This is a genomic window from Kluyvera sp. CHPC 1.251 (assembly GCF_036759945.1).
In the GTDB taxonomy this organism is placed as follows: domain Bacteria; phylum Pseudomonadota; class Gammaproteobacteria; order Enterobacterales; family Enterobacteriaceae; genus Kluyvera; species Kluyvera sichuanensis.
On record NZ_JAPKIC010000001.1, the window covers coordinates 189,674 to 215,618 of the forward strand.

22 protein-coding genes and 1 tRNA gene are annotated in these 25,945 nt (G+C 55.8%); 8 read left to right on the plus strand and 15 right to left on the minus strand.

The features are described 5' to 3' along the window. Nucleotides 1–167 precede the first annotated feature (167 nt). The gene (locus tag V6940_RS00855; protein WP_223883148.1) at nt 168–671 is read left to right on the plus strand and encodes a phospholipase D family nuclease; all 504 of its coding nucleotides are present in this window, start codon (nt 168–170) and stop codon (nt 669–671) included. A 46-nt stretch (nt 672–717) separates the two neighbouring features. Here the strand turns inward: V6940_RS00855 and V6940_RS00860 are convergent. From V6940_RS00860 to V6940_RS00870, 3 genes are all read right to left on the minus strand, one after another. After that, a tRNA-Pro gene (locus tag V6940_RS00860) sits at nt 718–794 on the minus strand. Between the two features lie 75 nt (nt 795–869). Next, nucleotides 870–2,624, minus strand: coding sequence for an LPS biosynthesis-modulating metalloenzyme YejM (gene yejM, locus V6940_RS00865; protein WP_333494481.1), 1,755 nt, complete (start codon nt 2,622–2,624; stop codon nt 870–872). Between the two features lie 18 nt (nt 2,625–2,642). Beyond that, entirely contained in the window at nt 2,643–2,870 is a 228-nt protein-coding gene (locus tag V6940_RS00870) for a YejL family protein (protein ID WP_035892650.1), read from the minus strand. Nucleotides 2,871–3,053: 183 nt separating this feature from the next. Here V6940_RS00870 and yejK point away from each other — a divergent pair, with 183 nt between their 5' ends. Together yejK and V6940_RS00880 are read left to right on the plus strand one after the other, a co-directional pair. Continuing rightward, the gene (yejK, locus tag V6940_RS00875) at nt 3,054–4,061 is read left to right on the plus strand and encodes a nucleoid-associated protein YejK (protein ID WP_035892652.1); all 1,008 of its coding nucleotides are present in this window, start codon (nt 3,054–3,056) and stop codon (nt 4,059–4,061) included. Nucleotides 4,062–4,340: 279 nt separating this feature from the next. Further along, complete coding sequence (locus V6940_RS00880) at nt 4,341–6,305, plus strand: glycosyl hydrolase family 28 protein (protein WP_333494482.1); 1,965 nt, start codon at nt 4,341–4,343, stop codon at nt 6,303–6,305. Nucleotides 6,306–6,357: 52 nt separating this feature from the next. Here V6940_RS00880 and rplY read toward each other — a convergent pair whose 3' ends face one another. Next, entirely contained in the window at nt 6,358–6,642 is a 285-nt protein-coding gene (gene rplY / locus V6940_RS00885; RefSeq protein ID WP_052285124.1) for a 50S ribosomal protein L25, read from the minus strand. Nucleotides 6,643–6,767: 125 nt separating this feature from the next. Beyond that, nucleotides 6,768–7,727 (minus strand): YbgA family protein, encoded by a 960-nt coding sequence (locus tag V6940_RS00890; protein WP_333494483.1) that lies wholly within the window; start codon nt 7,725–7,727, stop codon nt 6,768–6,770. A gap of 112 nt (nt 7,728–7,839) precedes the next feature. Here V6940_RS00890 and blc point away from each other — a divergent pair, with 112 nt between their 5' ends. Further along, nucleotides 7,840–8,373: an outer membrane lipoprotein Blc gene (gene blc, locus V6940_RS00895; RefSeq protein ID WP_333494484.1), complete on the plus strand. Its 534-nt coding sequence runs from the start codon at nt 7,840–7,842 to the stop codon at nt 8,371–8,373. On the opposite strand, the gene V6940_RS00900 is transcribed toward blc, so the two are convergent. Further along, a complete protein-coding gene (locus tag V6940_RS00900) occupies nt 8,370–10,127 on the minus strand; it encodes a DEAD/DEAH box helicase (protein ID WP_333494485.1) in 1,758 nt (585 codons plus the stop codon). The genes blc and V6940_RS00900 overlap by 4 nt on opposite strands. A gap of 215 nt (nt 10,128–10,342) precedes the next feature. Here V6940_RS00900 and rsuA point away from each other — a divergent pair, with 215 nt between their 5' ends. The 3 genes from rsuA (at nt 10,343) to V6940_RS00915 (ending at nt 12,924) form a co-directional block, all read left to right on the plus strand. Then, the gene (gene rsuA, locus V6940_RS00905) at nt 10,343–11,044 is read left to right on the plus strand and encodes a 16S rRNA pseudouridine(516) synthase RsuA (protein WP_333494486.1); all 702 of its coding nucleotides are present in this window, start codon (nt 10,343–10,345) and stop codon (nt 11,042–11,044) included. Nucleotides 11,045–11,069: 25 nt separating this feature from the next. Continuing rightward, nucleotides 11,070–12,266, plus strand: a complete 1,197-nt coding sequence (locus V6940_RS00910) for a Bcr/CflA family multidrug efflux MFS transporter (RefSeq protein WP_333494487.1) — start codon at nt 11,070–11,072, stop codon at nt 12,264–12,266. Nucleotides 12,267–12,582: 316 nt separating this feature from the next. Continuing rightward, nucleotides 12,583–12,924, plus strand: a complete 342-nt coding sequence (locus V6940_RS00915) for a YejG family protein (RefSeq protein ID WP_333494488.1) — start codon at nt 12,583–12,585, stop codon at nt 12,922–12,924. Nucleotides 12,925–12,927: 3 nt separating this feature from the next. Here the strand turns inward: V6940_RS00915 and yejF are convergent, their stop codons facing one another. The 9 genes from yejF to V6940_RS00960 form a co-directional block, all read right to left on the minus strand. After that, nucleotides 12,928–14,517: a microcin C ABC transporter ATP-binding protein YejF gene (yejF, locus tag V6940_RS00920; RefSeq protein WP_333494489.1), complete on the minus strand. Its 1,590-nt coding sequence runs from the start codon at nt 14,515–14,517 to the stop codon at nt 12,928–12,930. A gap of 1 nt (nt 14,518) precedes the next feature. Beyond that, entirely contained in the window at nt 14,519–15,541 is a 1,023-nt protein-coding gene (locus V6940_RS00925) for a microcin C ABC transporter permease (protein WP_442910767.1), read from the minus strand. A 2-nt stretch (nt 15,542–15,543) separates the two neighbouring features. Beyond that, nucleotides 15,544–16,635 (minus strand): microcin C ABC transporter permease YejB, encoded by a 1,092-nt coding sequence (locus tag V6940_RS00930; protein WP_185666884.1) that lies wholly within the window; start codon nt 16,633–16,635, stop codon nt 15,544–15,546. Between the two features lie 9 nt (nt 16,636–16,644). Further along, a complete protein-coding gene (locus tag V6940_RS00935) occupies nt 16,645–18,435 on the minus strand; it encodes an extracellular solute-binding protein (RefSeq protein ID WP_442910777.1) in 1,791 nt (596 codons plus the stop codon). Nucleotides 18,436–18,539: 104 nt separating this feature from the next. Then, nucleotides 18,540–20,102 (minus strand): cyclic di-GMP phosphodiesterase, encoded by a 1,563-nt coding sequence (locus tag V6940_RS00940; RefSeq protein WP_333494490.1) that lies wholly within the window; start codon nt 20,100–20,102, stop codon nt 18,540–18,542. Nucleotides 20,103–20,225: 123 nt separating this feature from the next. Next, nucleotides 20,226–20,798 (minus strand): bifunctional murein DD-endopeptidase/murein LD-carboxypeptidase, encoded by a 573-nt coding sequence (mepS, locus tag V6940_RS00945; RefSeq protein ID WP_185666886.1) that lies wholly within the window; start codon nt 20,796–20,798, stop codon nt 20,226–20,228. A gap of 418 nt (nt 20,799–21,216) precedes the next feature. Continuing rightward, on the minus strand, nt 21,217–21,933 hold the full coding sequence (locus V6940_RS00950) for a phosphatase PAP2 family protein (protein WP_333494491.1): 717 nt from the start codon (nt 21,931–21,933) through the stop codon (nt 21,217–21,219). A gap of 44 nt (nt 21,934–21,977) precedes the next feature. Then, nucleotides 21,978–22,955, minus strand: coding sequence for a CobW family GTP-binding protein (locus tag V6940_RS00955; protein WP_333494492.1), 978 nt, complete (start codon nt 22,953–22,955; stop codon nt 21,978–21,980). A 124-nt stretch (nt 22,956–23,079) separates the two neighbouring features. After that, nucleotides 23,080–24,546, minus strand: coding sequence for a mannitol dehydrogenase family protein (locus tag V6940_RS00960; RefSeq protein WP_333494493.1), 1,467 nt, complete (start codon nt 24,544–24,546; stop codon nt 23,080–23,082). A gap of 205 nt (nt 24,547–24,751) precedes the next feature. Here V6940_RS00960 and uxuA point away from each other — a divergent pair, with 205 nt between their 5' ends. Then, complete coding sequence (uxuA, locus tag V6940_RS00965) at nt 24,752–25,942, plus strand: mannonate dehydratase (RefSeq protein ID WP_333494494.1); 1,191 nt, start codon at nt 24,752–24,754, stop codon at nt 25,940–25,942. Nucleotides 25,943–25,945 lie beyond the last annotated feature (3 nt).

Consider the following 25,945-nt stretch of genomic DNA (forward strand, 5'->3'; position numbering starts at 1 on the left):
ATCAGTTTGCAACGAGAGGAGAATATCATTCCTGACATCAATGGTAATCGTATTTTACTGAATTTTGCATTAGGACTAGTTCTAAATATTGTGTTTTAGAATGAATATAGCGATTAAGACTGATTAATTCGCCTGATAACGTACGGATATCCTGAAGAATGATGAAAATGACCCGATTTCTTATTATAGCTGCGCTTCTCGGCGTTATCCCTGCCGCACAGGCCACAATCCAGGTTGGGTTCTCACCAGAAGGGTCCGCCCGTGAGTTGGTGTTGAGCACTATCGATGGTGCGCAGCGCTCCATTGATATGATGGCCTACTCGTTTCAGGCCAAAGATATTGTCGACGCGTTGATTCGTGCCCAAAAACGCGGTGTGAAGGTACGGGCGGTGATTGATAAGCGACGAAATCAGGGGGAGGTCAGCCAGAAGGCCATTGCCCGGGCGGTAGAAAACGGCATTGATGTTCGCATTGACGGCCACTACCACATTCAGCATGACAAAGTGATGATCGTGGACGGCAATACGCTGGAGACCGGTTCGTTTAACTTCGCTAAATCGGCAGAGACGGAAAACTCAGAGAATGTGCTGGTGATTCGTGATGAACCGGAGGTTATCCGCCAGTATCAGGCGCATTTTGACAGCCGCTGGGCGCTGGGGAAGTCGCGGTAAGGGCATAAAAAAACCAGCCATAACAGGCTGGTTTATATAAGCTTTTTGGTCGGCACGAGAGGATTTGAACCTCCGACCCCCGACACCCCATGACGGTGCGCTACCAGGCTGCGCTACGTGCCGACGCATGGAAAAAATACTACCGCTTTTATCCCTGATTGCAAGTCAGTATTCACCAATTGATTTAAATTTAATCAATCAGTTAGCGATAAAGCGTTTTTCATCCGTCAGCACCTGCAGCAGCAAACTGAGCTGGGCTTTTTGATCTTCTTCCTTCTCGCCCGCCGCGTTCCAGGTCTTATAGTGACCATTATGGCTGAGCACGACGGTAATCGCTGGCGTGGTGATTGCCAGGGTATCGTTATCTGCCGACGTCACCCAGTTATGGCGGCGCGTGGCGCTGAACAGATCCTGACCCTGCGAGTATTCGTTTGCCGGCGTGCTGACGTGCAGCAGTCGTTGCATCAGGGTGGTCATAATATCTTTATGATCGGTCAACAGGTCGATGCGCTGAGCTGGGGTACCCGGCCAGTGGATGACCAGCGGCACCTGAAGCTGGGCGCGCGACCAGTTAAAGGTGCTGTTCTCGTCGCTGAGCGGCACGCCGTGACCGGCGGTAATAATCACCACGGTGTCATCGAGCTTGCCGGAGTCGCGCAGTGCGTCCAGTACCTTAGCAATTTGTGCATCCACATCCGCTGCCGCACGAGCATATTGACGGTCGTTGGCCTGAGCGTTGTTGATGGTGGTTCCGTTAAACGACACCCACGAGAACCAGCGGTTTTCGTCCTGGGCGTTGTTTTTAAGCCAGTTAGTCCACTGGCTTGCCGTCTGGGCATCGTTCTGCGATTTGCCCGGCGGCAGTGAGAAATCAGACAGCAGCGCCTGGCGATAAATCGGGCTGGTGAAGCCGTCAGAAGAGAACAGACCCAGCTGATAGCCCTGTTGATTAAGCGCGCTAATCAGCGCTGCCGGAATACGTGCCGACAGGACGCCATCCATATAGGACGGTGAAATCCCGTAGAACAGGCCAAAGATCCCGTTATCGGCGGTGTTACCCGCGCTCATATGCTGGGTAAAGTTGACGTTGCTGTCCGCAAAACGAGCCAGCGATGGCATCTGCTGTTCGAAGCGCGAATAGTTTAGACCATCGACGGTAATCAGCAGGACGTTCTTGCCGACACCCATATCGCGATAGCGCAGATCGCTGAGCGGGTACTGCACGGTAACGGCTTCCGGATCGCCTTGTTCCACCAGGCGGCGCTGGTAATCCTGCGCGTCAAGCAGCCCGTGCTTCTCAAGGAAGCGGCGCGCGGTCATTGGATACGACAGCGGCAGGTTGGCACGCTGCATGGTGACCGGACGATAAAAGTTAGCATCGGCCCAGATGTACATCACGTGCGAGGCGATAAACGATGCAAAGAAGAACCAGGCGACCGGGCGGGCGTAGTGACGGCGACGCGTCAGGCTGCGCAGCTTCTGCCAGCTCCAGGTGGCAAACAGCATCTCAACCAGCAGAATCACCGGCACGCTGATAAACATCAGCTGCCAGTCACGGGCGGTTTCGTTTTGATCGGGGTTGATAACCAGCTCCCACACCACCGGGTTGAGGTGCAGGTGGAAGCGGGTAAAGACCTCGCTGTCGATAAGCAGCAACGTCATGCCCGCCGTCGCCAGAATGGCGGACAGGAAGCGCATCAGGCGCTGGGACATGACGATAAAGGTCAGGGGGAACAGAATCAGCAGATAGGCAGAGAACACCAGAAAGCTGAAATGCCCAACAAGGCTGATGTAGGAGAAAATGCGTCCAGCCAGCGTCGTCGGCCAGTCGGCGACAAAAAGATAGCGGCTACCGAGCACCATGGCCAACAGCATGTTGAACAGGGCGAACCAGTGCCCCCAGCTAACCATCTGGGAGACTTTTTCTCGGTAAGGCTGACGATGAGTCACCATAAACTGTTGCTTGTACCCTTAGTGCGCAGGATCGCTGTTAATAGAAGACTGGAGCGCCTGGGCAAAAGAACGTGCGATAGCCTGGCGTTGAGCCGGAGCCACGCTGCTGTTAATCAGGTTGGTCACCATATTGCCCAGCACCATCAGCGAAAGATCGGTCGGGGCTTTATGTTCTTCCAGCACGTTGGCGAGCTCGCTCAGGAGTTTTTCAACGTGTTCATCACTATAGCGGGATTGTTGTGGCATAAATCGAAATCTGTCTATTCATTAAAGGGCAGTATATTACCGTAGCAGCAGCATTTTTTCCGCTTTTTTTCAGCGGAACGCGTTATCCTTTCGCCATTATGCTGCCGCGAGGGCGGTAATGTGTGAGTTGCACTGTCGCATCGGGGGTGATTGAATACACCCGATCTTAAAGGAGAGTTTAACATGAGTCTGGATATCGACCAGATTGCTTTGCATCAGCTCATCAAACGCGATGAGCAAAACCTGGACGTGGTGCTGCGCGACACGCTGCTGGAGCCGACCGCGCCGGTTGAAGAGATGATGGCCGAGCTGCATCGGGTGTACAGCGCGAAGAATAAAGCCTACGGCCTGTTTACCGAAGAGAGCGAACTGGCGCAGGCGTTAAAGCTGCAGCGTCAGGGGGAAGAAGACTTCCTCGCCTTCAGCCGCGCGGCCACCGGTCGTCTGCGCGATGAGCTGGCGAAATATCCGTTCGCCGACGGCGGGATCGTGCTGTTCTGCCACTACCGCTATCTGGCGGTGGAGTATCTGCTGGTAGCGGTGCTGAATAATCTCAGCAGCATGCGCGTTAACGAAGAGCTGGATATCAGCGCGACCCATTATCTCGACATCAACCATGCGGATATTGTTGCGCGCATCGACTTAACCGAATGGGAAACCAACCCTGAATCGACCCGCTACCTGACCTTCCTGAAAGGGCGAGTTGGCCGCAAAGTCGCGGATTTCTTTATGGACTTCCTCGGCGCGAGCGAAGGCCTGAACGCGAAAGTGCAAAACCGCGGCCTGCTGCAGGCGCTGGACGATTTTGCCGCCGAAGCCCAGCTCGACAAAAACGAGCGTCAGAACGTGCGTCAGCAGGTCTACTCCTACTGCAACGAACAGCTGCAGGCCGGTGAAGAGATTGAGCTGGAGTCGCTGTCAAAAGAGCTCTCCGGCGTGAGCGAAGTGAGCTTCAGCGAATTTACCGCGGAGAAGGGCTACGAGCTGGAAGAGAGCTTCCCGGCGGATCGTAGCACCCTGCGCCAGCTGACCAAATTTGCCGGTAGCGGCGGTGGCTTAACCATTAACTTCGACGCCATGCTGCTTGGTGAGCGAATTTACTGGGATCCGGCCACCGACACGCTGACCATTAAAGGCACGCCGCCAAACCTGCGTGACCAGCTCCAGCGCCGGACCTCCGGAAAAAGCTAAGTCCTCCCTCTAAAGCCCGCTCATCCCCGAGCGGGCTTTGTCTATCCGTATTCCCGCCAGTTTTGAGTGATGTTCCTCTCATTTTCTGTATCGATGTTTTTTCATCCAGGTTAAAACTTGAGCTGACTCTCGTTTAATACTTAATGAAATAAATAAAAATACGTTTCATTTTAAATGCAAAAACATTTTGATTTTGTAAATGAAGAGCCACTCTGATTCAGAAGGGCTCAAGGACGCGGCAACTGGGTGCCGCGAATCACTGAGAGGACTAACAACAAGATGCACAATACCTTCAGGCACTCCCGACTGGCGTTGGCCACCACCATAATGATCGCAGGCGTATTAAGCGGCTGTGACGATAGCGAAGCCGCTCAGGCGAAGGCGTCAGCGGCGCCGCAAAACGTCCAGTCGCCGGTGCTCTCCGTTGACGATGACAGCGCGGTGCTGGTGTGGGAAAAACCGCTGCTGGAGGCGGATAAGGTGGTGGACTATCACGTCTATCGTGGCGGTGAATTGCTGGGCAGCGCCCGCGACAATCAGGACGCGTTCTCCCCCGCTAAACCTTACATCGACAACTTCTACCAGACGCTGGATAACGACCACTGGCAGCAGAAGGTCGATCTGCGCAGCTTCACCGTCGAAGGGTTGAAAGCCGATACCGATTACCAGTTTACCGTCCGCGCGGTCTATTCAGACGGCAACGAGTCCGCCGATAGCGCACCGATTTCCCTTCGCACCACGAAGGTGCCGCACGTGGTGGATGCCAAAGCGACAGGTGCCGTCGGCGACGGAACAACGCTTGATACTGCCGCGCTGCAAAAAGCCATCGATAGTTGTACGCTGGCGCAGTATCCGCAAGGGTGCAAAGTCAGCGTGCGCGGCGGCGTGTTTAAAACCGGTGCGCTGTTTTTACACAGCGATATGACGCTGGAGATTGCCGAAGATGCGACGCTGCTGGGGTCGGATGACCCGGCACAGTACCCAATGAACAAAGGTTACTTTCTTTACCCCTATACTGATAATCCGCTGCCGAAGCGCCCACCGTCGTTGATTAACGCGCTGGAAGCCGATGATAAAGGAAGCTCCCACGCGGGCACTTTCCGCAATATTCGTATTGTAGGCAAAGGTACCATCGATGGTAACGGCTGGACGCGAGGCGTGAAGCACGGTGGGCCGGAGTCTATCGTTGATGAAGCCGGTAATGCGCTGCCGCAGTATCGCGCCAGCAACGCCAATAAGGTGGGCGAAGACGGGATTCTGGCAAAACATCAGACCGAGCTGGCGGTATCTGAAGGGATGGACCGCGACAGCGCCTACAAAAACCGCCGCTCCAGCCTGATGACGCTGCGCGGCGTCAGCAATCTCTACATTGAAGGGTTGACGATTCTCAACCCGGCATTTCACGGGATTATGGTGCTGGAGTCGGAAAATATCGCGCTGAATGCGCTCAGCCATAAGACTTTCGACGGTAATAACGCCGACGGCATCGAATTGAGTAATAGCCAAAATAGCCTGGTCTTCAATAACTTCTTTGATACCGGTGACGACGGGATGAACTTCGCAGCGGGCTACGGCAAGGGTGTTGAAACCTTTGGTCAGAAGCCGCAGAGCGGGGCATGGATCTTCAATAACTACTTCCGCAAAGGCCACGGCGCGGTAGTGACCGGCAGCCATACCGGCGCCTGGATCGAGAAGATCAAAGCGGAAGATAACGTTATGTATCTGACGGATATCGGCCTGCGAATGAAAAGCCGCCCGTACTACGGCGGTGGCGCGCGCGAGGTGCTGTTCCGCAATAATGCGATGAAAGATCTGGCGAAAGAGCCGTTTATCTTCACCATCAAATACAGCGCCGACGTGAATGACACCACACCAGCAGCCGAGCCTGCGCAGTTCCGCAATGTGACCGTTGAGAACGTCACCGTTGATGGCACGGCGGCTAAGAAAAGCATTCTGGTGGATGGCATGACGGTGCAGGAGATGGCGGCGGCCTACGGTATTACTTACCCGCGCGATGCCTATCACCAGAACCTGGCGTTCAGCAACGTGAAGTTTCGTAACGTACAGGCGAGCAAAATCACCTTCCTGCATGACAGCCAGTTTACCAACGTCATGTTTGATAATACGGAGCATGCCTGGAACCTTGCGCAGGTGAGCGGTATTACGCTTTCAGACAGCGTGAATAATGAGGTGATAACGTCGACAGGGAAGGAGACGGTCGTGCGGGAGGCGGCGAAGCAGTAAAAAAAAACGGCTCCGTAAGGAGCCGTTTTTCGTCACGTAGACTTGTCAGCGATTAAGCGCGAACGAAGTCGATGTGAGCCAGTTTTGGCTTGAACGGGTGACGCTGCACCGCCTGAGCCTTAACTTTTTCTTCTTTACCATCAACAACGATGGTCAGAACTTCGCTGTAGAATTCAGCGTTGTTCTGCAGGTTCCACAGCTTGTCGTGATCCAGTTCGATAGCAACAGGAGCTGCTTCGCCACCATAAATGATAGCTGGGAACTTGTTAGCTGCGCGCAGGCGGCGGCTCGCACCCTTACCCTGCTCTTTACGTACTTCTGCGTTAATAGTAAACATTGATAGCTCTCTTAATTAATCCTGCTACAGGCGACCCAGCAGCAGGCAAATGATCTGCTTCACGGATGTGAAAGCGGGCGGCATTATAGCCGCCTATTGCCTTACGGGCAATGAAAACCTCACCTTCAGTTGGCCGTTAAGCGCAGCCGTAAACTGTCCGGGTAGGGCGAAAAATAGCGCTGCGTCAGCAGGTAATCATCCGGGTGCTCGGCGAGGTAGTGCTTCAGCAGCGTCAGCGGCGCGAGGATTGGCAGGTGCCCGGCGTGGTAGTTGACGATAACGTCGCGAAGCTCTGCCCGCTGGCGGTCGTTGAGCTGTTTGCGGAAATAACCCTGAATATGCATCAGCACGTTGGTGTGATTTTTACGTGAGGCGGGGTGGCGCAGAATCGCCATCAGCTTGTCGCGATAGGCAACAAAAAAGGCATCCAGATCCTGCCACTCATGTAGATGAGCGATAAAGGGACCAATCTCGCGGTAGCCGGGCTGGTTGTGGGCCAGCAGATGCAGCTTATAGCGGCTGTGAAACGCCAGTAGAGCCTGACGCGTCAACCCATTTTCCCGCAGCGTATTCAGCTCGTGCAGCGCAAAAATTCGCGCCACGAAATTCTCCCGCAGAACCGGGTCGTGCAGTCGACCGTCCTCCTCCACCGGCAGCCACGGATAGCGCGCCTGCAGCGCCGCGGTAAACAGGCCAACGCCTTCCTTTGCACCCCGATTGCCGCGTTCATCGTACAGACGTACCCGCTCCATTCCGCAGCTGGGGGATTTTGCACAGACGATAAAACCCGAGAATTGCGCCGCGCCTGGCAGCACCCCCTCGGCAAACTGGTGCATTTTATCGGTGAGGTCGCAATCCAGGTCCTGACTCATGCGCACGCGGGTATCGCCATTTGCGGTCTTCACCAGCCGCAGCGCCGGGCGCGGTGTGGGCAGACCGATGCCCATTTCCGGGCAGACGGGCTTGAAAGTTACCCATTCGGCAAGCTCATCCATAATAAACCCCATCCGCTTATGCCCGCCGTCAAAGCGAACGGCAGCACCGGTCAGGCAGCCGCTGATGCCGAGTATCGGTTTGTCGTTCATATTATTGTCCTGTTTGTGGTGGGCCATAGCTCAAGCATAGGTTCTCCCGCTTCCGGCCGCGTGGCTTTTTATCCTCTACACTTAACTGAGGATCGTAAAGAGAGGAAACTGCATGAAGCTATGGCCCGTTGTCACCGGAGTGGCGTTGTCGCTTGCGCTGGTGGCCTGCCGTTCACCCACCCCACCAAAAGGGGTGACGCCGATTCGCCATTTCGATGCTAGCCGTTATCTGGGGAAATGGTATGAAATTGCTCGTCTGGATAACCGCTTTGAGCGCGGTCTGGAGCAGGTAACCGCTCACTACGGTAAGCGTAAGGACGGTGGCATTAGCGTGCTTAACCGTGGGTTTGACCCCGTGCAGGGCGAGTGGAAAGAGAGTGAGGGGAAGGCGTATTTCATCGGCGATCCAAGCGTTGCTGCACTGAAGGTATCGTTCTTTGGTCCCTTCTACGGCGGTTATAACGTCATCGCGCTGGATGATGACTACCAGTACGCGCTGGTCAGCGGGCCGAACCGCGACTATCTGTGGATTTTATCGCGCACGCCAACGCTGCCGCCGCAGGTACAGCAAAACTACCTGACTATCGCCCGTGGGCTCGGGTTCCCGGTCGACAACCTGCTGTGGGTGAAGCAGACACGCGGCTAACGCAGTTCGTTAGCCCGGCGATAGCGGCCTTCGTAGTCGAACACTTTTTCGCGCACCTGCCAGTAGACGCCTTTCTTACGGGCGACGACAAAATCCGGTGCCCGCAGCAGCGCCTGCTGGGCGATGATATCTCCAGGCGTTATCCAGCGCAGCGGCACGCCGGGCGTACGGGTGTGCGGGCGGATAAACAGCTGCTCGAACGCCGTTTTCTGCGCGGGGGTGTGCAGACGGAAGCGCTCACTGACGTCCGCACCGTCCTCGTCGTAATAGGTGATTTTAAGCCAGCCGCCTTTCTCATCCATGCCGTCCTGTAACACCATGCCGCTACAGCGCAGCACCAGCGCGTCTTTGAGCTTCAGCGCCGCTTTTAACATGTCGTCCGGGTCAACCAGCACCGTGTCGCATTCCCGACAGCGGCGGGCGGCAATGTCGTTTTCGGCGTTGCACTGCGGGCAGTTTTTAAAGCGGAAGCGGTAGTCGCACTGCTCGCGATGGCCTTCATCATCCTCGAGCCAGCCCTGACAGCGGCGGCCAAAGTGCTCAATAATGGTGCCGTCGGCGGTGGTTTTTCCCCAGAAGGTGTTGGCAAAGCCGCAGCCGGGACAGAAAACCTGCACCGGCACGTTATCGCTCTTGCCCTTAGGTGAGCCGACTTCCGGCGTGTAGAGGTCGTGTGGGTTACCGGCGTAATCGAGGATCAGACAGTCCGTTTTCCCCGGCGCCAGGCGCAGGCCGCGACCCACAATTTGCTGATACAGGCTGATGGATTCGGTAGGACGCAGAATCGCAATCAGGTCAACGTGCGGGGCGTCAAAACCGGTGGTCAGCACGGCGACGTTCACCAGATAGCGGAACTGCTGATTTTTAAAGGCTTCAATCAGCTCGTCGCGCTGCGGGCCGGGGGTTTCGCCGGTGATCAGCGCCGCGTCATTGGCGGGCAGCAGCCCGGTAATCTCGCGAGCGTGCTCGACGGTGGCGGCAAAAATCATCACCCCTTTGCGCGTCTGCGCAAACTCCTCAATCTGGCTGATAATGTGCGGCGTAATGCGCTGCTGCTGTTTCAGCTCGCGGTTGAGGTCAGACTCGCTGAACAGTCCGTTGCTATTGGCCTGTAGGCGGCTGAAATCGTACTGGACTACGGGCATATCCAGCCGCTCCGGCGGCGTCAGATAGCCGTGCTTGATCATGTAGCGCAGCGGCAGTTCGTAGATACAGTCGCGGAATAGCGCTTTTTCATCGCCGCGCACCATACCGTGGTAGTGGAACTGATAAATCCAGCCTTTGCCCAGGCGAAACGGCGTGGCCGTGAGTCCCAGCAGGCGGATGTGAGGATTCACTTTCCCCAGATGGCTGAGAATTTGCTGGTATTGGCTATCATCATCGTCGCTGATGCGGTGACACTCATCGACAATTAACAGAGAAAACTCACCCTGGAAGTGGTCGAGATTACGCGCCACCGACTGCACGCTGCCGAATACCACCTTGCCGTGGCTCTCTTTACGTTTTAGCCCGGCAGCATAAATATCGGCCTCCAGCCCTAGCGCGCAGTATTTCGCGTGGTTCTGCGCCACCAACTCTTTGACGTGCGCCAGCACCAGCACGCGGCCGCGCGCCAGCCGCGCCAGCTCGGCGATCACCAGGCTTTTCCCGGCGCCCGTGGGCAATACGATAACCGCAGGTTGAGTGTGGCGGCGGAAGTAGGCCAGGGTGGCGTCAACCGCTTCCTGTTGATAGGGGCGAAGTGTAAAAGTCATTGGCGTGATGATTGTCCTTAACAGCCAAATAGTATGCCATGAATCTTTTCACTTGAGTGGGATAACAAGCCCGTTATACTTACGGATTGTTATACTCGTTGTCTCTCCCGTTGCCGGTGCATTTTATCCCGCTACGCGGCAGGCATCGAGTCGATTACCCCATTTTTCGGACCTTTCGTCCGGCACCCGGCACTATTACAGGCTAAAAATACTTCATGCGACTTGATAAGTTTATCGCTCAGCAACTCGGCGTCAGCCGTGCTATTGCCGGGCGTTTGATCCGCGGCCACCACGTGACCGTTGATGACGAAGTGGTGCGCGATACCGCGTTTAAACTGCTGCCCGAACACGACGTAGCCTATGAAGGCAACCCGCTGACCCAGCAGAATGGCCCGCGCTATTTCATGTTGAATAAGCCGCAGGGCTACGTGTGCTCCACGGAAGACCCGGATCACCCAACGGTGCTCTATTTCCTCGATGTCCCGGTGGCACACAAGCTGCATGCCGCGGGTCGTTTAGACATTGATACCACCGGTCTGGTACTGATGACCGATGACGGTCAGTGGTCACATCGCATCACCTCGCCGCGTCATCACTGTGAAAAAACCTATCTGGTGACGCTGGAAAATCCGGTCAGCGATGACACCGCCGCGCAGTTCGCTAAAGGCGTTCAGCTACATAATGAGAAAGATCTCACCAAGCCTGCGGTGCTGGAAGTGATTACGCCGACCGAAGTGCGTCTGACCATCAGTGAAGGTCGTTATCACCAGGTGAAACGCATGTTTGCCGCCGTGGGTAACCACGTTGTCGGCCTGCATCGCGAACGCATCGGTGAGATTGCGCTCGACTCAGACTTAGAACCGGGTGAATACCGTCCGTTAACAGAAGCAGAAATTGCCAGCGTTGGCGCACCGTAGCGCTAACCAACTACCGAGGTAAATTGTGACGTCCAGGCCGCGCTCGTCGTTAAAAATTGTATTTATTCTTGGCCTCCTGGCCATGTTAATGCCGTTATCGATCGACATGTACCTTCCGGCGCTGCCGGTCATTTCGCAACAGTTTGGCGTGCCGGCAGGCAGCGCACAGATGACCCTGAGTACCTATATTCTGGGCTTTGCGCTGGGTCAGCTGCTGTACGGGCCGATGGCGGACAGCCTCGGGCGTAAACCGGTCATTCTGGGCGGTACGCTTATTTTTGCCGCGGCGGCGGTGGCCTGTGCGCTAGCGCCGACCATCGACTACCTGATCGTCACCCGCTTTTTCCACGGCCTGGCGGCTGCGGCGGCAAGCGTCGTGATCAACGCCCTGATGCGCGATATCTACCCGAAGGAAGAGTTCTCGCGCATGATGTCGTTTGTGATGCTGGTGACGACCATCGCTCCGCTGGTGGCGCCGATGGTGGGGGGGGCGGTACTGGTCTGGTTTAGCTGGCACGCCATCTTCTGGATCCTGGCGGCTGCCGCATTGCTGGCCTCGGCGGCAATCTGGTTCTTTATTGACGAAACGCTGCCGGTGGAGAAACGCCAGCCGTTCCGCCTGAGCACCACGCTTGGCAACTTTGCGTCGCTGTTCCGCCATAAGCGCGTACTGTCCTACATGCTGGCGAGCGGCTTCAGCTTTGCGGCGATGTTCTCGTTCTTAAGCGCCGGGCCGTTTGTCTACATCGAGCTTAACCATGTGTCGCCACAGCACTTCGGCTACTACTTTGCGCTGAACATTGTGTTCCTCTTTGTCATGACCACCATTAACAGCCGTTTTGTTCGCCGGGTTGGGGCGCTGTGGATGTTCCGCGCCGGGCTGACGATACAGTTCGTTATGGCAATCTGGATGGTGGTTTGCGCCCTGCTAGGCGTCGGCTTCTGGTCGTTGGTGCTGGGCATTGCGGTGTTCGTCGGCTGCGTGTCGATGGTCTCCTCGAACGCGATGGCGGTGATCCTCGATGAGTTCCCGCATATGGCCGGCACGGCCTCATCGCTGGCGGGGACGTTCCGCTTTGGTATTGGGGCCATCATTGGCGCGCTGTTGTCGTTTGCTACCTTCACCACCGCCTGGCCAATGCTGATTTCCATCGCCCTGTGCGCGACCTGCTCGATTCTCTTCTATCTCTACGCCAGTAGACCCCGCAAAACCGCGCACTAATAAGCCTTTAGAGGGGCGAAATACGCCCCTTTGTTGATACATATCAACAGAAATCGCATTCCTGATAGGGTGTAATGTTTCTTTTATGTAAAATCCATTAATGTAAAAAGTCACATTGTTGTAGATAAAAAGGTTGCGTTAGATCACAGATACGGGTACATATAGCGCGAAAACGCATCAGTACACCGAACTATGTCGTAAGAAGAATGTTGAATGCTGGCGTTTTTTTTCTGGATGCAGGACGATTTGTCAACAATGTGTTAATATGGATGTGAAATAATTGTGAAGCACTATCGCTTCCGGGGAAAAGAACGTAATGACATTACAGCTATCAATCGTACATCGACTGCCGCAGGACTATCGTTGGTCTGCGGGTTTTGCAGGTTCGAAAGTTGAACCGATTCCGCAAAATGGCGCATCCGGCGAAAATGCGCTGGTGGCCCTCAAACTGCTGAGCCCGGATGGCGATAACGCCTGGCCGGTGATGCACTCTCTTAGCCAGGCGTTAACCGATATCTCCGTCGACTGCTCGGTGCTCGAGTGCGAAGGGGAGCCGTGCCTGTTCGTGAAACGTCAGGATGAGTTTGCGGCAACCTGCCGCCTGAAAAATTTCGGCGTAGCCATTGCCGAACCGTTCTCCGGCAACAACCCGTTTTAACCGTCAGCTCAGCGCAATGAGCTGACGCGTATATTCCTTTTGCGGTGCTGAAAATACGCGCCGACACTCTCCCTGTTCGACGACTTCTCCCTGACGCAGCACCATCACCTGATGGCACAGCGAACGAACGACGTGCAGATCGTGGCTGATGAAGATGTAGGTCAGCTGATGCTTTTCCTGTAACGCTTTAAGCAGCGCCAGAATTTGCGCCTGAACGGTGCGATCGAGCGAGGACGTTGGTTCGTCCAGCACGATAAGTTCCGGCTGCAGGATGAGCGCCCGTGCGATGGCAATGCGCTGCCGCTGGCCACCGGAAAACTCAGACGGATAGCGCTGCCGGGTCTCCGGCTCCAGTCCCACCTCCTGCATGGCTGCCATCACCCGCTGCTCGCGTTCTGCGGCGGTGAGGGCGGGGTGATGAACCCGCAGACCTTCTTCAATAATCTGTAGCGCGGTTAGCCGTGGATTGAGCGACGAGTTAGGGTCCTGAAACACGACCTGAATGCGACGACGCAGCGGCAGCATCTGCTGACGGTTACGCCCCTGAATTGCCTCCCCGGCAAAACGAATATCGCCCTGCGAGGCGATTAAACGCAGCAGTGCCAACCCGGTGGTGCTTTTACCGGAACCGGACTCTCCGACCAGCCCCAGCGTTTCCCCTTTGCGCAGCGTAAAGCTCAGGTTGTTGACCACCGTGTTGTGGCTGACCACCCGGCGCAGGAGGCCTTTACGAATCGGGAAGGCCACGCTGAGCTTGTTCACCTCCAGCAGCGGAGCGGCCTCCGGCGGTAAAGGCACTGGATCGCCCGCCGGTTCGCTGTCCAGAAGCTTGCGGGTGTAGGGATGCTGTGGCGCGGCGAAAAGCGCGCTAGCGCTGTTCTGCTCAACGCAGCGGCCATGCTGCATCACCGCCACCCGGTCAGCCAGCTTGCGTACGATGCTCAGGTTGTGGGTGATGAACAGCAGCCCCATATTCAGCTCGCTGCGCAACTCTCTGAGCAACTGAAGAATTTGCGCCTGCACCGAAACGTCCAGCGCGGTCGTTGGCTCATCGGCAATCAATAATTCCGGGCGCGTCAGCAGGGCCATGGCGATCATCACGCGCTGGCGCTCACCGCCGGAGAGCTGGTGGGGAAAATCGGTCAACCGTTTTGCGGCATTGCGAATGCCGACCCGGTCAAGGCAGTCGAGGATCTCGCCGCGCGCCGCCTCTTTGCGCATGCCCCGGTGCAGTGACAGCACTTCATAAAGCTGCTTTTCCAGATTGTGCAGCGGATTCAGCGACACCATCGGTTCCTGAAAGATCATCGCAATGCGGTTGCCGCGCACCCCACGCAGCGTCTGCGGGCTGGCGTACAGTAATGACTCCCCGGCAAAGCGGATATCGCCCGTTGGGTAGCTGACCGGTGGCTCGGGCAGCAGGCGCAGAATCGACAGCGCCGAGACGCTTTTACCCGAGCCAGATTCCCCGACTAGCGCCAGCGTTTCTCCGGCGGCGAGCGTCAGTGAGAGCTGTTCAACCACCGTGGTGGTTACGCCCTGCTGGCGGAAGGCGATGGAGAGGTTATCGATCTCCAGAAGTGGTTGCTGCATCTTATACCGCCTTAGAAGGATCGAAGGCGTCGCGCACCGCCTCGCCGATGAAGATCAGCAGCGAGAGTAGTACGGCAACGCAGAGAAACGCGGCGATCCCAAGCCAGGGGGCCTGCAGGTTATTTTTGCCCTGGAGCAGCAGTTCGCCGAGCGAGGGTGAACCGAGCGGCAGGCCAAAGCCAAGAAAGTCGAGCGAGGTCAGCGTAGTGATGGAGCTGCACAGAATAAACGGAATAAAGGTCAGGGTGGCGACCATCGCATTGGGCAGCATATGGCGCAGGATAATGCTGCGATCCCCGACGCCCAGCGCCTGCGCGGCGCGAATATAATCATAGTTGCGGGTCCGCAGGAATTCGGCGCGCACCACACCGACCAGCGACATCCAGCCGAACAGCACGGTGATCGCCAGCAGCCACCAGAAGTTTGGCTGCACGACGCTTGAGAGCAGGATAATCAAAAACAGCGTCGGCATACCCGACCACACTTCGATAAAGCGCTGCCCCCATAGGTCAATACGCCCGCCATAGTAGCCCTGCACGGCGCCGACAATCACCCCCATCACGCTGGAGCAGACCGTCAGAATCAAGCCAAATAGCAGTGAGATGCGCGTACCGTAGAGAATACGCGCCAGCACGTCACGACCGTTAGCATCCGTGCCCAGCCAGTTTTGCCGCGACGGCGGGGCGGGGAAGGGGATGTCGGTGCTGAAGTTGATGCTACTGGCGCCGAAGCGAATCGGCGTCCACAGCACCCAGCCGTTTTCCTCCAGCCGCTGCTGTAGCCATGGATCCTGGTAATCGGCGGCGGTGGCGAATTCTCCGCCGAAGGTTTTTTCGCTGTAGTTTTTCACCACTGGCACGTACAGACTGCCCTGGTAGCTGACCAGCAGCGGACGGTCGTTGGCGATAAGCTCTGCGCCCAGACTACAGACAAAGATAACCAGGAAGATCCACAGCGACCAGTAGCCGCGTCGGTTGTGGCAAAAGCGCGCCCAGCGGGCCTGGTTAACGGCGTTCAGGGTCATGATTACCGGCCCTCAAAATCAATGCGCGGGTCCACCAGCGTGTAGCTGATGTCGCTGACGATGTTCATCAGCAACCCTATCAGGGTGAAAATATAGAGCGTGCCGAACATCACCGGATAATCGCGAGAGACGGTCGCCTCGTAGCCCAGCAGCCCCAGCCCGTTCAGGGAGAACATCACCTCGATCAGCAGCGATCCGGTGAAGAACATGCTGATAAAAGTGGCGGGGAAGCCGGCGATGACCAGCAGCATGGCGTTGCGGAAGATATGCTTCCAGAGGATCTGCTTTTCACCGACCCCTTTTGCCCGCGCGGTGACCACGTACTGTTTGCGGATCTCATCGAGAAACGAGTTTTTCGTCAGCATGGTGAGCGCCGCAAAGCCGCCAATTACCGTCGCCAGCACCGGCAGGGTGATATGCCAGAGGTAGTCGGTAATTTTCTGATACCACGGCAGAGTGTCAAAGTTCGCTGAGACCAGTCCGCGTAGCGGGAAGATGTCGTAATAGCTGCCGCCAGCGAAGAAAACGATCAGTACGATGGCGAAGAGAAACGCCGGAATAGCGTAGCCGATAATAATGCCGGTGCTGCTCCAGATATCAAAGCGGCTGCCGTTGTACACCGCCTTACGGATACCCAGCGGAATGGATACCAGATAGATAATCAGCGTGCTCCAGAGCCCGAGCGAGATGGAGACCGGCAGGCTCTCTTTCATCAGTTGCATGACCGAGGCGTTGCGGAACAGGCTGTTGCCGAAATCAAAGCGCAGATAGTCGCCGAGCATCTTGAAATAGCGCTCGTGCAGCGGTTTGTCGAAACCGTAGCGATGAGTTATCTCGGCGATAACCTCTGGGTCAAGGCCGCGTCCGCCGCGGTACTGACTTTCCGCGATATTGCCGACGCCCGCCCGCGCCTGGCTACGCTCCAGCCCACCACCACCGCCGGGTAGCCCACCCTGATGGCCGAACTCTACCGCCGCAATCGCCTGGTCAACCGGGCCGCCGGGCGCTATCTGTACGATAAAAAAGTTGAGCGTGATGATTGCCCACAGGGTCGGGATGATCAGTAGCAGTCGGCGAATCAGATAGGCACCCATGTTCTCTCCTTAACGTCGGGAAGCGGGTAACGTCGCCGCTTTATTCACGTCGTACCACCAGGTGTCGAAGCCCGGCGCATCCGTGCCGGAGGCATAGAGCGGGTGGATGCTGGGATAAGAAAACTTATTCCAGTAGGCGGTTCGACTGCCGGACATATACCACATCGGCAGCATGTAATAGTTCCAGGTCAGGACCCGGTCGAGGGCGCGCCCGAGCGGCAGCAGCTTCTGCTTATTGCCCTGCCAGCGGATGATTTGGTTGATCAGGCTGTCGATAGCCGGGCTTGCCACCCCAGGTGAGTTGTAGGACGAGTTGATGTATTCCGACGACCAGGAGATTTGCAGATCTGAACTTGGCCACGGCATCGCCCGCCACAGGCGCGGCATCATGTCGTAGTCGCGCTTACGCATCCGGTTGGTGATTTGTGAGATATCGACCTGGCGGATATCCATCGTCACGCCCAGACGCTGCAGATTACGCTGGAAGGGCATCACCCACTGATCGTTACCGCCGGAGGGTAGCAGCAGTTCAAAGCGCAGCGGCTGGCCGGTTTTTGCATTGACGCGCTGCTGGCCTTTCAGCACCCAGCCGGCGTCGGTCAGCAGATTTCCCGCCTTCAACAAATTGTCGCGGTCAAAGCCGTGCCCGTCTGACGTGGCGGGCTGGTAGATAGAGGTGAACACTTCCGGCGGCAGTTCGCTTTTGAGCGGAGCCAGTAGCGTTAGCTCGTCGGCATCCGGGTAGCCACGCGCGGCGTATTCGGTATTCTGGAAATAGCTGTCGGCACGGCTGTAGGCGTTGTAAAACAGCGCTTTGTTCATCCACTCGAAATCAAACGCCATGCTGACCGCCTGACGCACACGGCGGTCGTTGAATACCGGGCGCTGGATGTTAAAGGCCAGCCAGCGGGTGTCCTGCGCGGCGTTGTTTTTCTGTTCATCCTTAACGATGTAACCGCTGGCGAAGTTTTTGCCGATATAGCGCGTCGCCCAGTTTTTAGCGCTGCTCTCGGTGCGCACGTCATAGGCCCCGGCCTTGAAAGCCTCAAACGCGACGTTGTCATCGAGGTAGTAGTCATAGCGGATGGTGTCGAAGTTCCAGCGTCCACGGTTTACCGGCAGGTCGGCGCCCCAGTAATCTTTCTCGCGCTGATAGACGATATATTGCCCCATCTTCCAGGCGCTGATGCGGTAAGGGCCGCTTGCCAGCGGCGGCGTGCTGAGCGGTTCACTGAGGTTATGATCTTTCCAGAATTTTTCCGGCAGAATCGGCAGGGTAAACAAGCTCAGCATATCTTCCTTACCCGGCTTCGCCAGCTCAATGCGTACCGTCAGCGGGGCGATAGCCTTGACCGTGGTGCCTTTGTAGACCAGGCGAAACTGCGGCACGCCTTCGGTCATAAACTTGTTAAAGGTAAAGGCGACGTCGCGAGCAGTAATTGGGCTACCGTCGTGGAAGCGGGCGCGCGGGTTGATGGTTAACTCGACCCAGGAATAGTCATCGGCGTAGCGCGCCCGGTCGGCGACCAGCGGATAGTAGCTGCCCGGTTCGTCGTCGGAGGTGGTGAACAGCGCGTCGTACAGCGAGTCGGTGCGCACCGCGGCGTTTCCGCGCAGCGCAAAACGGTTGAAGTTATCAAAGGTGCCGAGTGCGGCCAATGTGACGTTCCCGCCTTTTGGAGCGGCAGGATTGACGTAATCAAAGTGGTTGAAGTCGACGGCGTATTTAGGTTCGCCGATCACCGCAAATGCGTAGCTCTCTTTAATGGTCTGCGCCTGCAGGGACAGGCTGAACAGCATCAGCAGGGTCAAACAGACACGCGCTACGATCACGATAGGGCTACCCCGCATTGAAAAGTATTGATTGAAAACGTCTTTTATCCCTGAATCTTAAATGACCTTGCTTAACTTGTGAAATACTTTGCTGGCTTACGATATTCCACAATCAGCTGCTGCAGCGTGAGAGGGCGGCTTATCAGATAGCCCTGAAGATAGTCGACGCCGTGATCGCGAAGCCAGCTTGCCTGCTCCTCGGTTTCCACCCCTTCGGCGACCGTCACCAGATTCAGGCGATGGGCCAGGGTTAGCACGGCATCCAGCACTGGCGATGTGATGGTCTCCCGACCTATAGCGTTGACAAAACCCCGGTCGATTTTCAGGTAATCGAGGGTGAAACGTTCAAGGTAGATAAGCGCGCTGTGCCCGGTGCCGAAATCATCAATAGCCACTTCAATGCCTTCACCGCGCAGCCAGGTAAACAGGCTCATGGCCTTCTCCTGGTGTAGCATGTCGCGCTCGGTCATCTCCAGCACCAACTGGAAGTAGTTTTGCGGCAGGCTGGCCGCCAGGTTACGGATATCCTGCTGAAAGCTCTCGGCATGCAGATGACCGGGCGCAATATTGATGCCGAGCTTGGCACCCGGCGGCAGCAGGTCTTTTAGCACGGGCGCGTCGCGGGCGATCAGCTCAAAAAGATGGCGGGTAAGGGGAACAATTAAATCCTGGGCTTCGGCGTAGCTGATAAACGCGTCTGGCGGGATATTGCCGACGGTTGGGTGTGACCAGCGTATTAGCGCCTCCGCGCCGGTGATCTGGCGATGCTTTGCATCCACCACGGGTTGATACGCGACATAAAACTGACCATGTTTGATGGCGGAGAGGATCTCCTTTCCCGGACGCGATCGAATGGCCAGAATATAGAGGCATAGCAGGCCACCAATCAGGCCGCAGGTGAGTCCAAGCAGGATGGAATAGAGCGAGTTATCGCTGTTGAGTGCGTTGCTGTAGAGATAGACCTCCAGCGGCACGTCGTTGATCTTCACGTGGCGGACGGCTGTATCGGTAATGTCGTCGACCGCAAGGGGTTTGCTGCTAAAGGTGGAGATGGCTGTTTTACCATTAACGACCAGTGCGACGCCGTTATACGGGGTCTGCTTTGACGAGTAGAGCACCCAGGGCATCAGATTGGCGTTGATTGAGGCGAAAACGCCGCGGTTCTCCAGCAGCGGGCTTTTTACCCACAGCACAAAGGCAGGAGTGGTCGGCATCATCGGTGTGCCGGGGACGATCCCCATAACGTGCGTTTTGCTGAGATCGAGATCCGGTACCAGATCCTTAAGCCCCAGCGACATCTCCCCGGTGGCCGATGAACAGTAGGCTATCTGATCTTTCACCAGTAAGAATGCCCGCACGTTCATGCTGAACGCGGCGCGTTCGGTGAGTTCCGACGACACGGCATGGCACGGATCCATCGTCAGCGGCTGCAGGGAATCCATCGTCACCAGGATCTGCCTGAAGTAGTTATTTAAGTAGTTTTGCAGGCTGGAAATTGTGTTATCAAACTGGACCGAGCGGCGGTGATGGAAAATTGAATACTGTGCCAGCCCGGCAGCGAGCGCAATCAGCAGGCCAGCGACAATACTGGTGAGGACGATTCGACGGTTAATCGATGAGTGGCGAGTGAACATGCAACTTCTCTATGCTACGGAACTCTAAAGAAAAGAATAATGATGAAGCATAAAAAAAGCACTGCCGAAGCAGTGCTTTTTTTATGCTTACCGTCAGCCAAGGGAAACTGGCGGTAAACGACATTACGAACGACTCAGGACGCGACGTGCTTCGTTGTAACGTTTATTCCAGTATGGTTCGTTCATGCTGGAAATCGTCACACCACTGCTGGTGGAAGCATGAACAAACTGGTTGTTGCCGATGTAGATGCCTACATGGCGACCGGTAGATCCGGCGCGGAACAACACTAAATCACCGGTTCGAAGCTGATTGCGTTTAACGGATTTGCCCGTTTCCTGCTGCTCCCAGGTGGAGCGAGGCAGCTCTAAACCAAACTGTTCGCGGAAGGTACGCTGCACAAAGCTTGAGCAGTCGATACCGCGCTTGGTGTCGCCGCCCAGACGGTAACGTACACCTTTCCATCCTGCGTATTGATCCATCAGACGGGACTTCACGTCGAGGTTACGCACCATGGTTTCAAATTCATCCTGAGAGGCTTGCAGTGACGAGGCATCTTCGGTGCCCACTGCATGCGTCTCAGAATGCATGTTCTTAGCGGTGTTGCTGGTGTTACTACAGGCAGAAAGCAGAACCGCAACTGCTACTGCTGGAATCGCTCGCAAGATATATCTCAAAATCGGCTGAGATTTGACCATTTTCGTTGTTTTCCCTTGAAGTCCTTAACGATGGAGTCGTTATAAAAAATGCCAAACGCGTCTGAGACTAAATACACGCAATCAATGAGACAATTCTTTGAATTCATTTTTGTGGCTTAGCGCACAAAGTTTTATTTACGAACCAAATAATTGCTCTTTGAAACGACAAACGCGAATGAGATTACCTTAACGAAAGCGGCATTGCGAGCGCTTTTGCCCGATTTTTTATAAGAAATCGTGATACACAAAGTTAAAAATTGTGAATGGCCAAAATTGCGTCAATGGTGAATGAAAAATGGGCAACTCATTCATTATCAAAATGAATGTTGTGACGGGATGATGACAATAACGCGGCGGGATAAAAAAAAGAAAAAGAGGGCGAATACCCTCTTTCTGGAATATCAGATGAATTGGTTATTTATTGCGCCGATTTCACTTTGGATAAATGGGGCAAATTTCGTTCAAAGAGACCCATTACATTATCGCTTAATGGCGTCATCAGCACCCACGGTACGCCAATCAGCACAGCGGTTAACGAACCGACGGCAATATCGGTAAACCAGTGTGCGCCGATCATCACGCGCGGGAAGGCGAAAACCACAAAAATAATCAGTGAAATAATGAACGCTTTCTGACCGAAATAGCGCCACATGAAGGTGGCGAATATCAGCAACATCATTCCGTGGTCACCGGGGAAGCTGTCTCGCGAGCCGTCTTTGGTCGAGAAGTCGATAAAGTCGCTGACGCGGTGTACGCCCGGCACGGAGAGCGACGGGCTGCTACGGGTGACCGGCATCAGGTGCTGCGCCAGCTGGTTAATGATGACCGCCGACAGCAGCATCACCAACCCCATCACCACGATTCGGCGACGGCCCTGAGGGGTTTCTTTTAGCCAGAAACTCAGCATCAGACAGCCCATTGCCAACAGCGAACAGCCGTCAAAGGCGCGATTATTAATAATGGCTAAGAACCAGGCGTAGCCCAAATTATCTGCGTTTAAACCCCGGTTAAAGAAGTGAAAAATGCCAAGGTCAGCCGCGGACCAGAATCCGTGATTTGCTGGCAGGAACCAGGAGAGAAACAACGCCACGCCGGCGGCGTTGAGTAAAATAATCAGGGGAAAACGTGTACGCATCTTAGTATTCATAGCAATTAGTCTCGGCGGAAACCTTAGCGGTTTCAACCTAAACGAAGTTTCAACAGCGCCGTTTGTAGCGAATTCCAGTCGGTTTGTGCGTCGTTTATCAGCTCAATACGGCTATCCGGTGGCGCAACGTTCTGTGTTTCAATGTGCAGATCGGCGCCCTGGCGATTAATACGCACCAGCCCTTCAGGAATACGCATCACTGCTTTCAGACGAGTCACCGGAGATAGACGCGCCCACTCCAGCAGGCCGATGGTGTCAAACACGGTATCGGCGTCAAAAATCCAGCCGCAGGCATAATAGCCCTGGCCCTCATTAACGCTTCTGCGCCAGCGCTGGTGCTCCGGCAGGCTTAACGCCGCGAGGCCTTTGTTTGACGGATGAGAATGTGAGTGCGCCGCGCTAGCCTTAAGCGGCGTGGTGTTGCTGCGCGGCATATCCAGCAGGGCATTATCGATATTGCCCTGTGTGGCCTCGAATAGCTGGCGTTCAGCGCCGTGCTGTTGCCACCAGGCGGCCAGCGCCTGCCGGCTTTCTGCGGTGGCACGGTCCGTTTTGTTGCTGACAATAATGTCCGCCGCGGCGAGCTGGTCGCGGAAGTTTTCATTGTTGGCAACCTTGTCGTCCAGCAACTGGCGAGGGTCGATCACGCACAGCGTGGCTCGCAGGTCGATCCACGGCTCGTAAACCGGGGCGGTAAGCAGATCGAGGATCTGCTTCGGGTGACCGAGGCCGGTAGGCTCAATCAGCAGACGATCCGGTTTCCCCTGGCGCAGCAGCGTATTCAATCCGACCTGCATCGGCAGGCCGTTAACGCAGCACATGCAGCCGCCGGGGATCTCTTTGAGCAACGCGCCGCTGTCGGCCAACAGGGCACCGTCGATGCCGACTTCACCAAACTCATTGACCAGCACGGCCCATTTTTCGTCGGCGGGTTTATTGGCCAGCAGATGCAGAATTGAGGTGGTTTTCCCGCTGCCGAGAAAGCCGGTGATCAGATTGGTTTTAGTCACGAAAACTCCGCACAGGACATAGTGATAATGTTATCTGGATCACTTTATCCTGGCGAAGCGGCGTCGAAAAGAGAAGTGTTAAGGCGGGCTAATCTAATATTAGCCCGCGAAATAGCAGAAAATGTTAACTATTGAGCGCGGTCAGCACCGCCTGGCGTGCGCCTTGTTGCACCAGATGCTGCCAGGCCTGCTCGATGGCCTGAACAAATTGCGGGTTGGCTGGCAGGTCGCTGCCGAAAATTTCCTGCAGCGTGAGCAGCGCAGCAAACCGGTTCTCGTCGCTGCTATTCGCCACGATGTTGCGAATTTTCTCCGCCAGCGGGTCACGAACATCAATCGGCTGCCCGGCATCGTCCACGCCGCTTACATAGCGCATCCATCCGGCGACGGCCAGCGCCAGCAGTGGCCAGCGGCTGCCGTTCTGGAGATGAATACGAATGCCGTCCAGCAGACGCTGCGGTAGCTTCTGACTGCCGTCCATGGCGATTTGCCAGGTACGGTGCTGAAGCGCCGGGTTGCTGAAGCGGTCAATCAGGCTATCGGCATACGCGCCGAGGTCTACATCGGTAATGCGTAGCGTGGGGGCCTGCTCGGCCATCATCAGATGACGTGCCGCCCGGCGGTAAGATTCATCCTGCATGCAGTCGCTGATGTGCGCGTAGCCCGCAAGATAGCCGAGATAGGCAAGGAACGAGTGGCTGCCGTTAAGCATACGCAGCTTCATCTCTTCCCACGGCAGGACGTCGTTGACCATCTGAGCCCCAACGCTGCCCCAATCAGGGCGCCCGGCGACAAAGTTATCTTCTATAACCCACTGGATAAACGGTTCGCAGCTGATGGCGCACGGATCTTCCACGCCCAGTTCCTGGGTGATTTCTGCCAGCGACGCTTCGGTGGCGGCCGGGACGATACGGTCGACCATGGTGCCGGGGAAGCTGACGTATTCCGCAATCCAGCTTGCCAGCTCTGGGTCCCGGCGGGTTGCCATGTCCAGCACCGCATTTTTAACCACATGGCCGTTATCAGGAATGTTATCGCAGGAGAGGACGGTGAAGGCCGGAAGACCGCGATCGCGACGGCGGGATAGGGCTTCGACCAGAATGCCCGGCGCGGAGTGGGGCTCCGTGGGGGATTCAAGATCGTGAACGATCCGCGGCTGGGTGAAATCGAGATGACCGGTCGCCGGATCGATGCAGTAGCCTTTTTCGGTGATTGTCAGCGAGACAATCGCTACCTGCGGCTCACAGAATTTTTCGATAATCGCTGCCAGAGAATCAAGCTTCGCGTTGAGGCACTCGTGGACCGCGCCAATGATAATCGGCTGGTTGCCCGCTGCGCTCTTCTCCATCACGGTGAACAGATGATCCTGCTGGCGGAGCTGGCTCATCAGCACGTCGCCGCTAAACAGGCTGATTTCACAAATTCCCCAGTCCCCGCTGTGCTGGTTCAATACCCGGTTGGTTAACAGTGCCTGGTGGGCGCGGTGAAATGCACCAAAACCGAAGTGCACAATCCGCGAACGTAGCTGTTGTCTATCATATTGAGGGAGCTGGACGCTGGCGGGAAGGGCGCTTGAGGCGATTGTATTCATTGTTCACACATCCGATTAACGATTAATTAACGTGTGCAGTGTAAAGTTATATGACAGCAAATTGAATTGGTGTGCCGTATTTATCGCGTTAATGTGAGCTTGATCAATCAATCCCAGCGGATTTATTGACGGTTCTGAATAAACATGTATGGTAGTCGTCATTGAAGGTGATTTTATTGGTATAACAACTTTAGAGGGTGAGGCAATGGAACAAACCTGGCGTTGGTACGGCCCGAACGATCCGGTATCTCTTGATGATGTGCGTCAGGCTGGCGCGACGGGCGTCGTAACGGCATTGCACCACATTCCAAACGGTCAGGTATGGCCGGTTGAAGAAATTAAACAGCGTAAAGCGATGCTGGCTGAAAAAGGTCTGACCTGGTCCGTGGTTGAGAGTATCCCGGTTCACGAAGATATTAAGACCGGCTCCGGTGAGTACAAAACCTGGATTGCCAACTATCAGCAGAGCATCCGCAACCTGGCTGAATGTGGCATCGACACCGTCTGCTACAACTTCATGCCGATCCTCGACTGGACGCGTACTGACCTCGAGTACACTCTGGAAGATGGCTCTAAAGCGCTGCGCTTTGACCAGATCGCTTTTGCGGCGTTTGAGCTGCACATCCTGAAGCGTGAAGGCGCACAGGCGGATTACACCGCAGAAGAGCAGCGTGAGGCTCAGGAATATTTCCAGGCAATGACCGAAGCGGAAGTCACTAAGCTGACCCGCAACATCATTGCTGGCCTGCCGGGTGCGGAAGAGGGTTACACCCTGGACCAGTTCCGTGCGCGTCTGGCGGAATACGACCACATCAGCAAAGAAAACCTGCGTGAAAACATGGCGGTCTTCCTGCGCGCTATCGTGCCGGTAGCGGAAGAAGTGGGCGTGCGTCTGGCGGTTCATCCGGACGATCCACCGCGTCCAATCCTCGGCCTGCCGCGTATCGTTTCTACCATTGAAGATATGCAGTGGCTGAAAGAGACCGTTGATAGCATCAACAACGGCTTCACCATGTGCACCGGTTCTTACGGCGTGCGTGCGGATAACGATCTGGTGAAAATGATCGAGACCTTCGGCGACCGTATCCACTTCACGCACCTGCGTTCTACCTGCCGTGAAGGGAACCCGAAAACCTTCCACGAAGCTGCACACCTGCAGGGCGATGTGAACATGGTTGCGGTAGTTGATGCGATTCTGACCGAAGAGCAGCGTCGTAAGAAAGCGGGCGATCTGCGTCCTATCCCAATGCGTCCTGACCACGGCCACCAGATGCTGGATGACCTGAAGAAGAAAACCAACCCAGGCTATTCTGCGATTGGTCGTCTGAAAGGTCTGGCGGAAGTGCGCGGCGTTGAGCTGGCGCTGAAAATGACCAAGTTCCGCGATCTGCTGTAATTC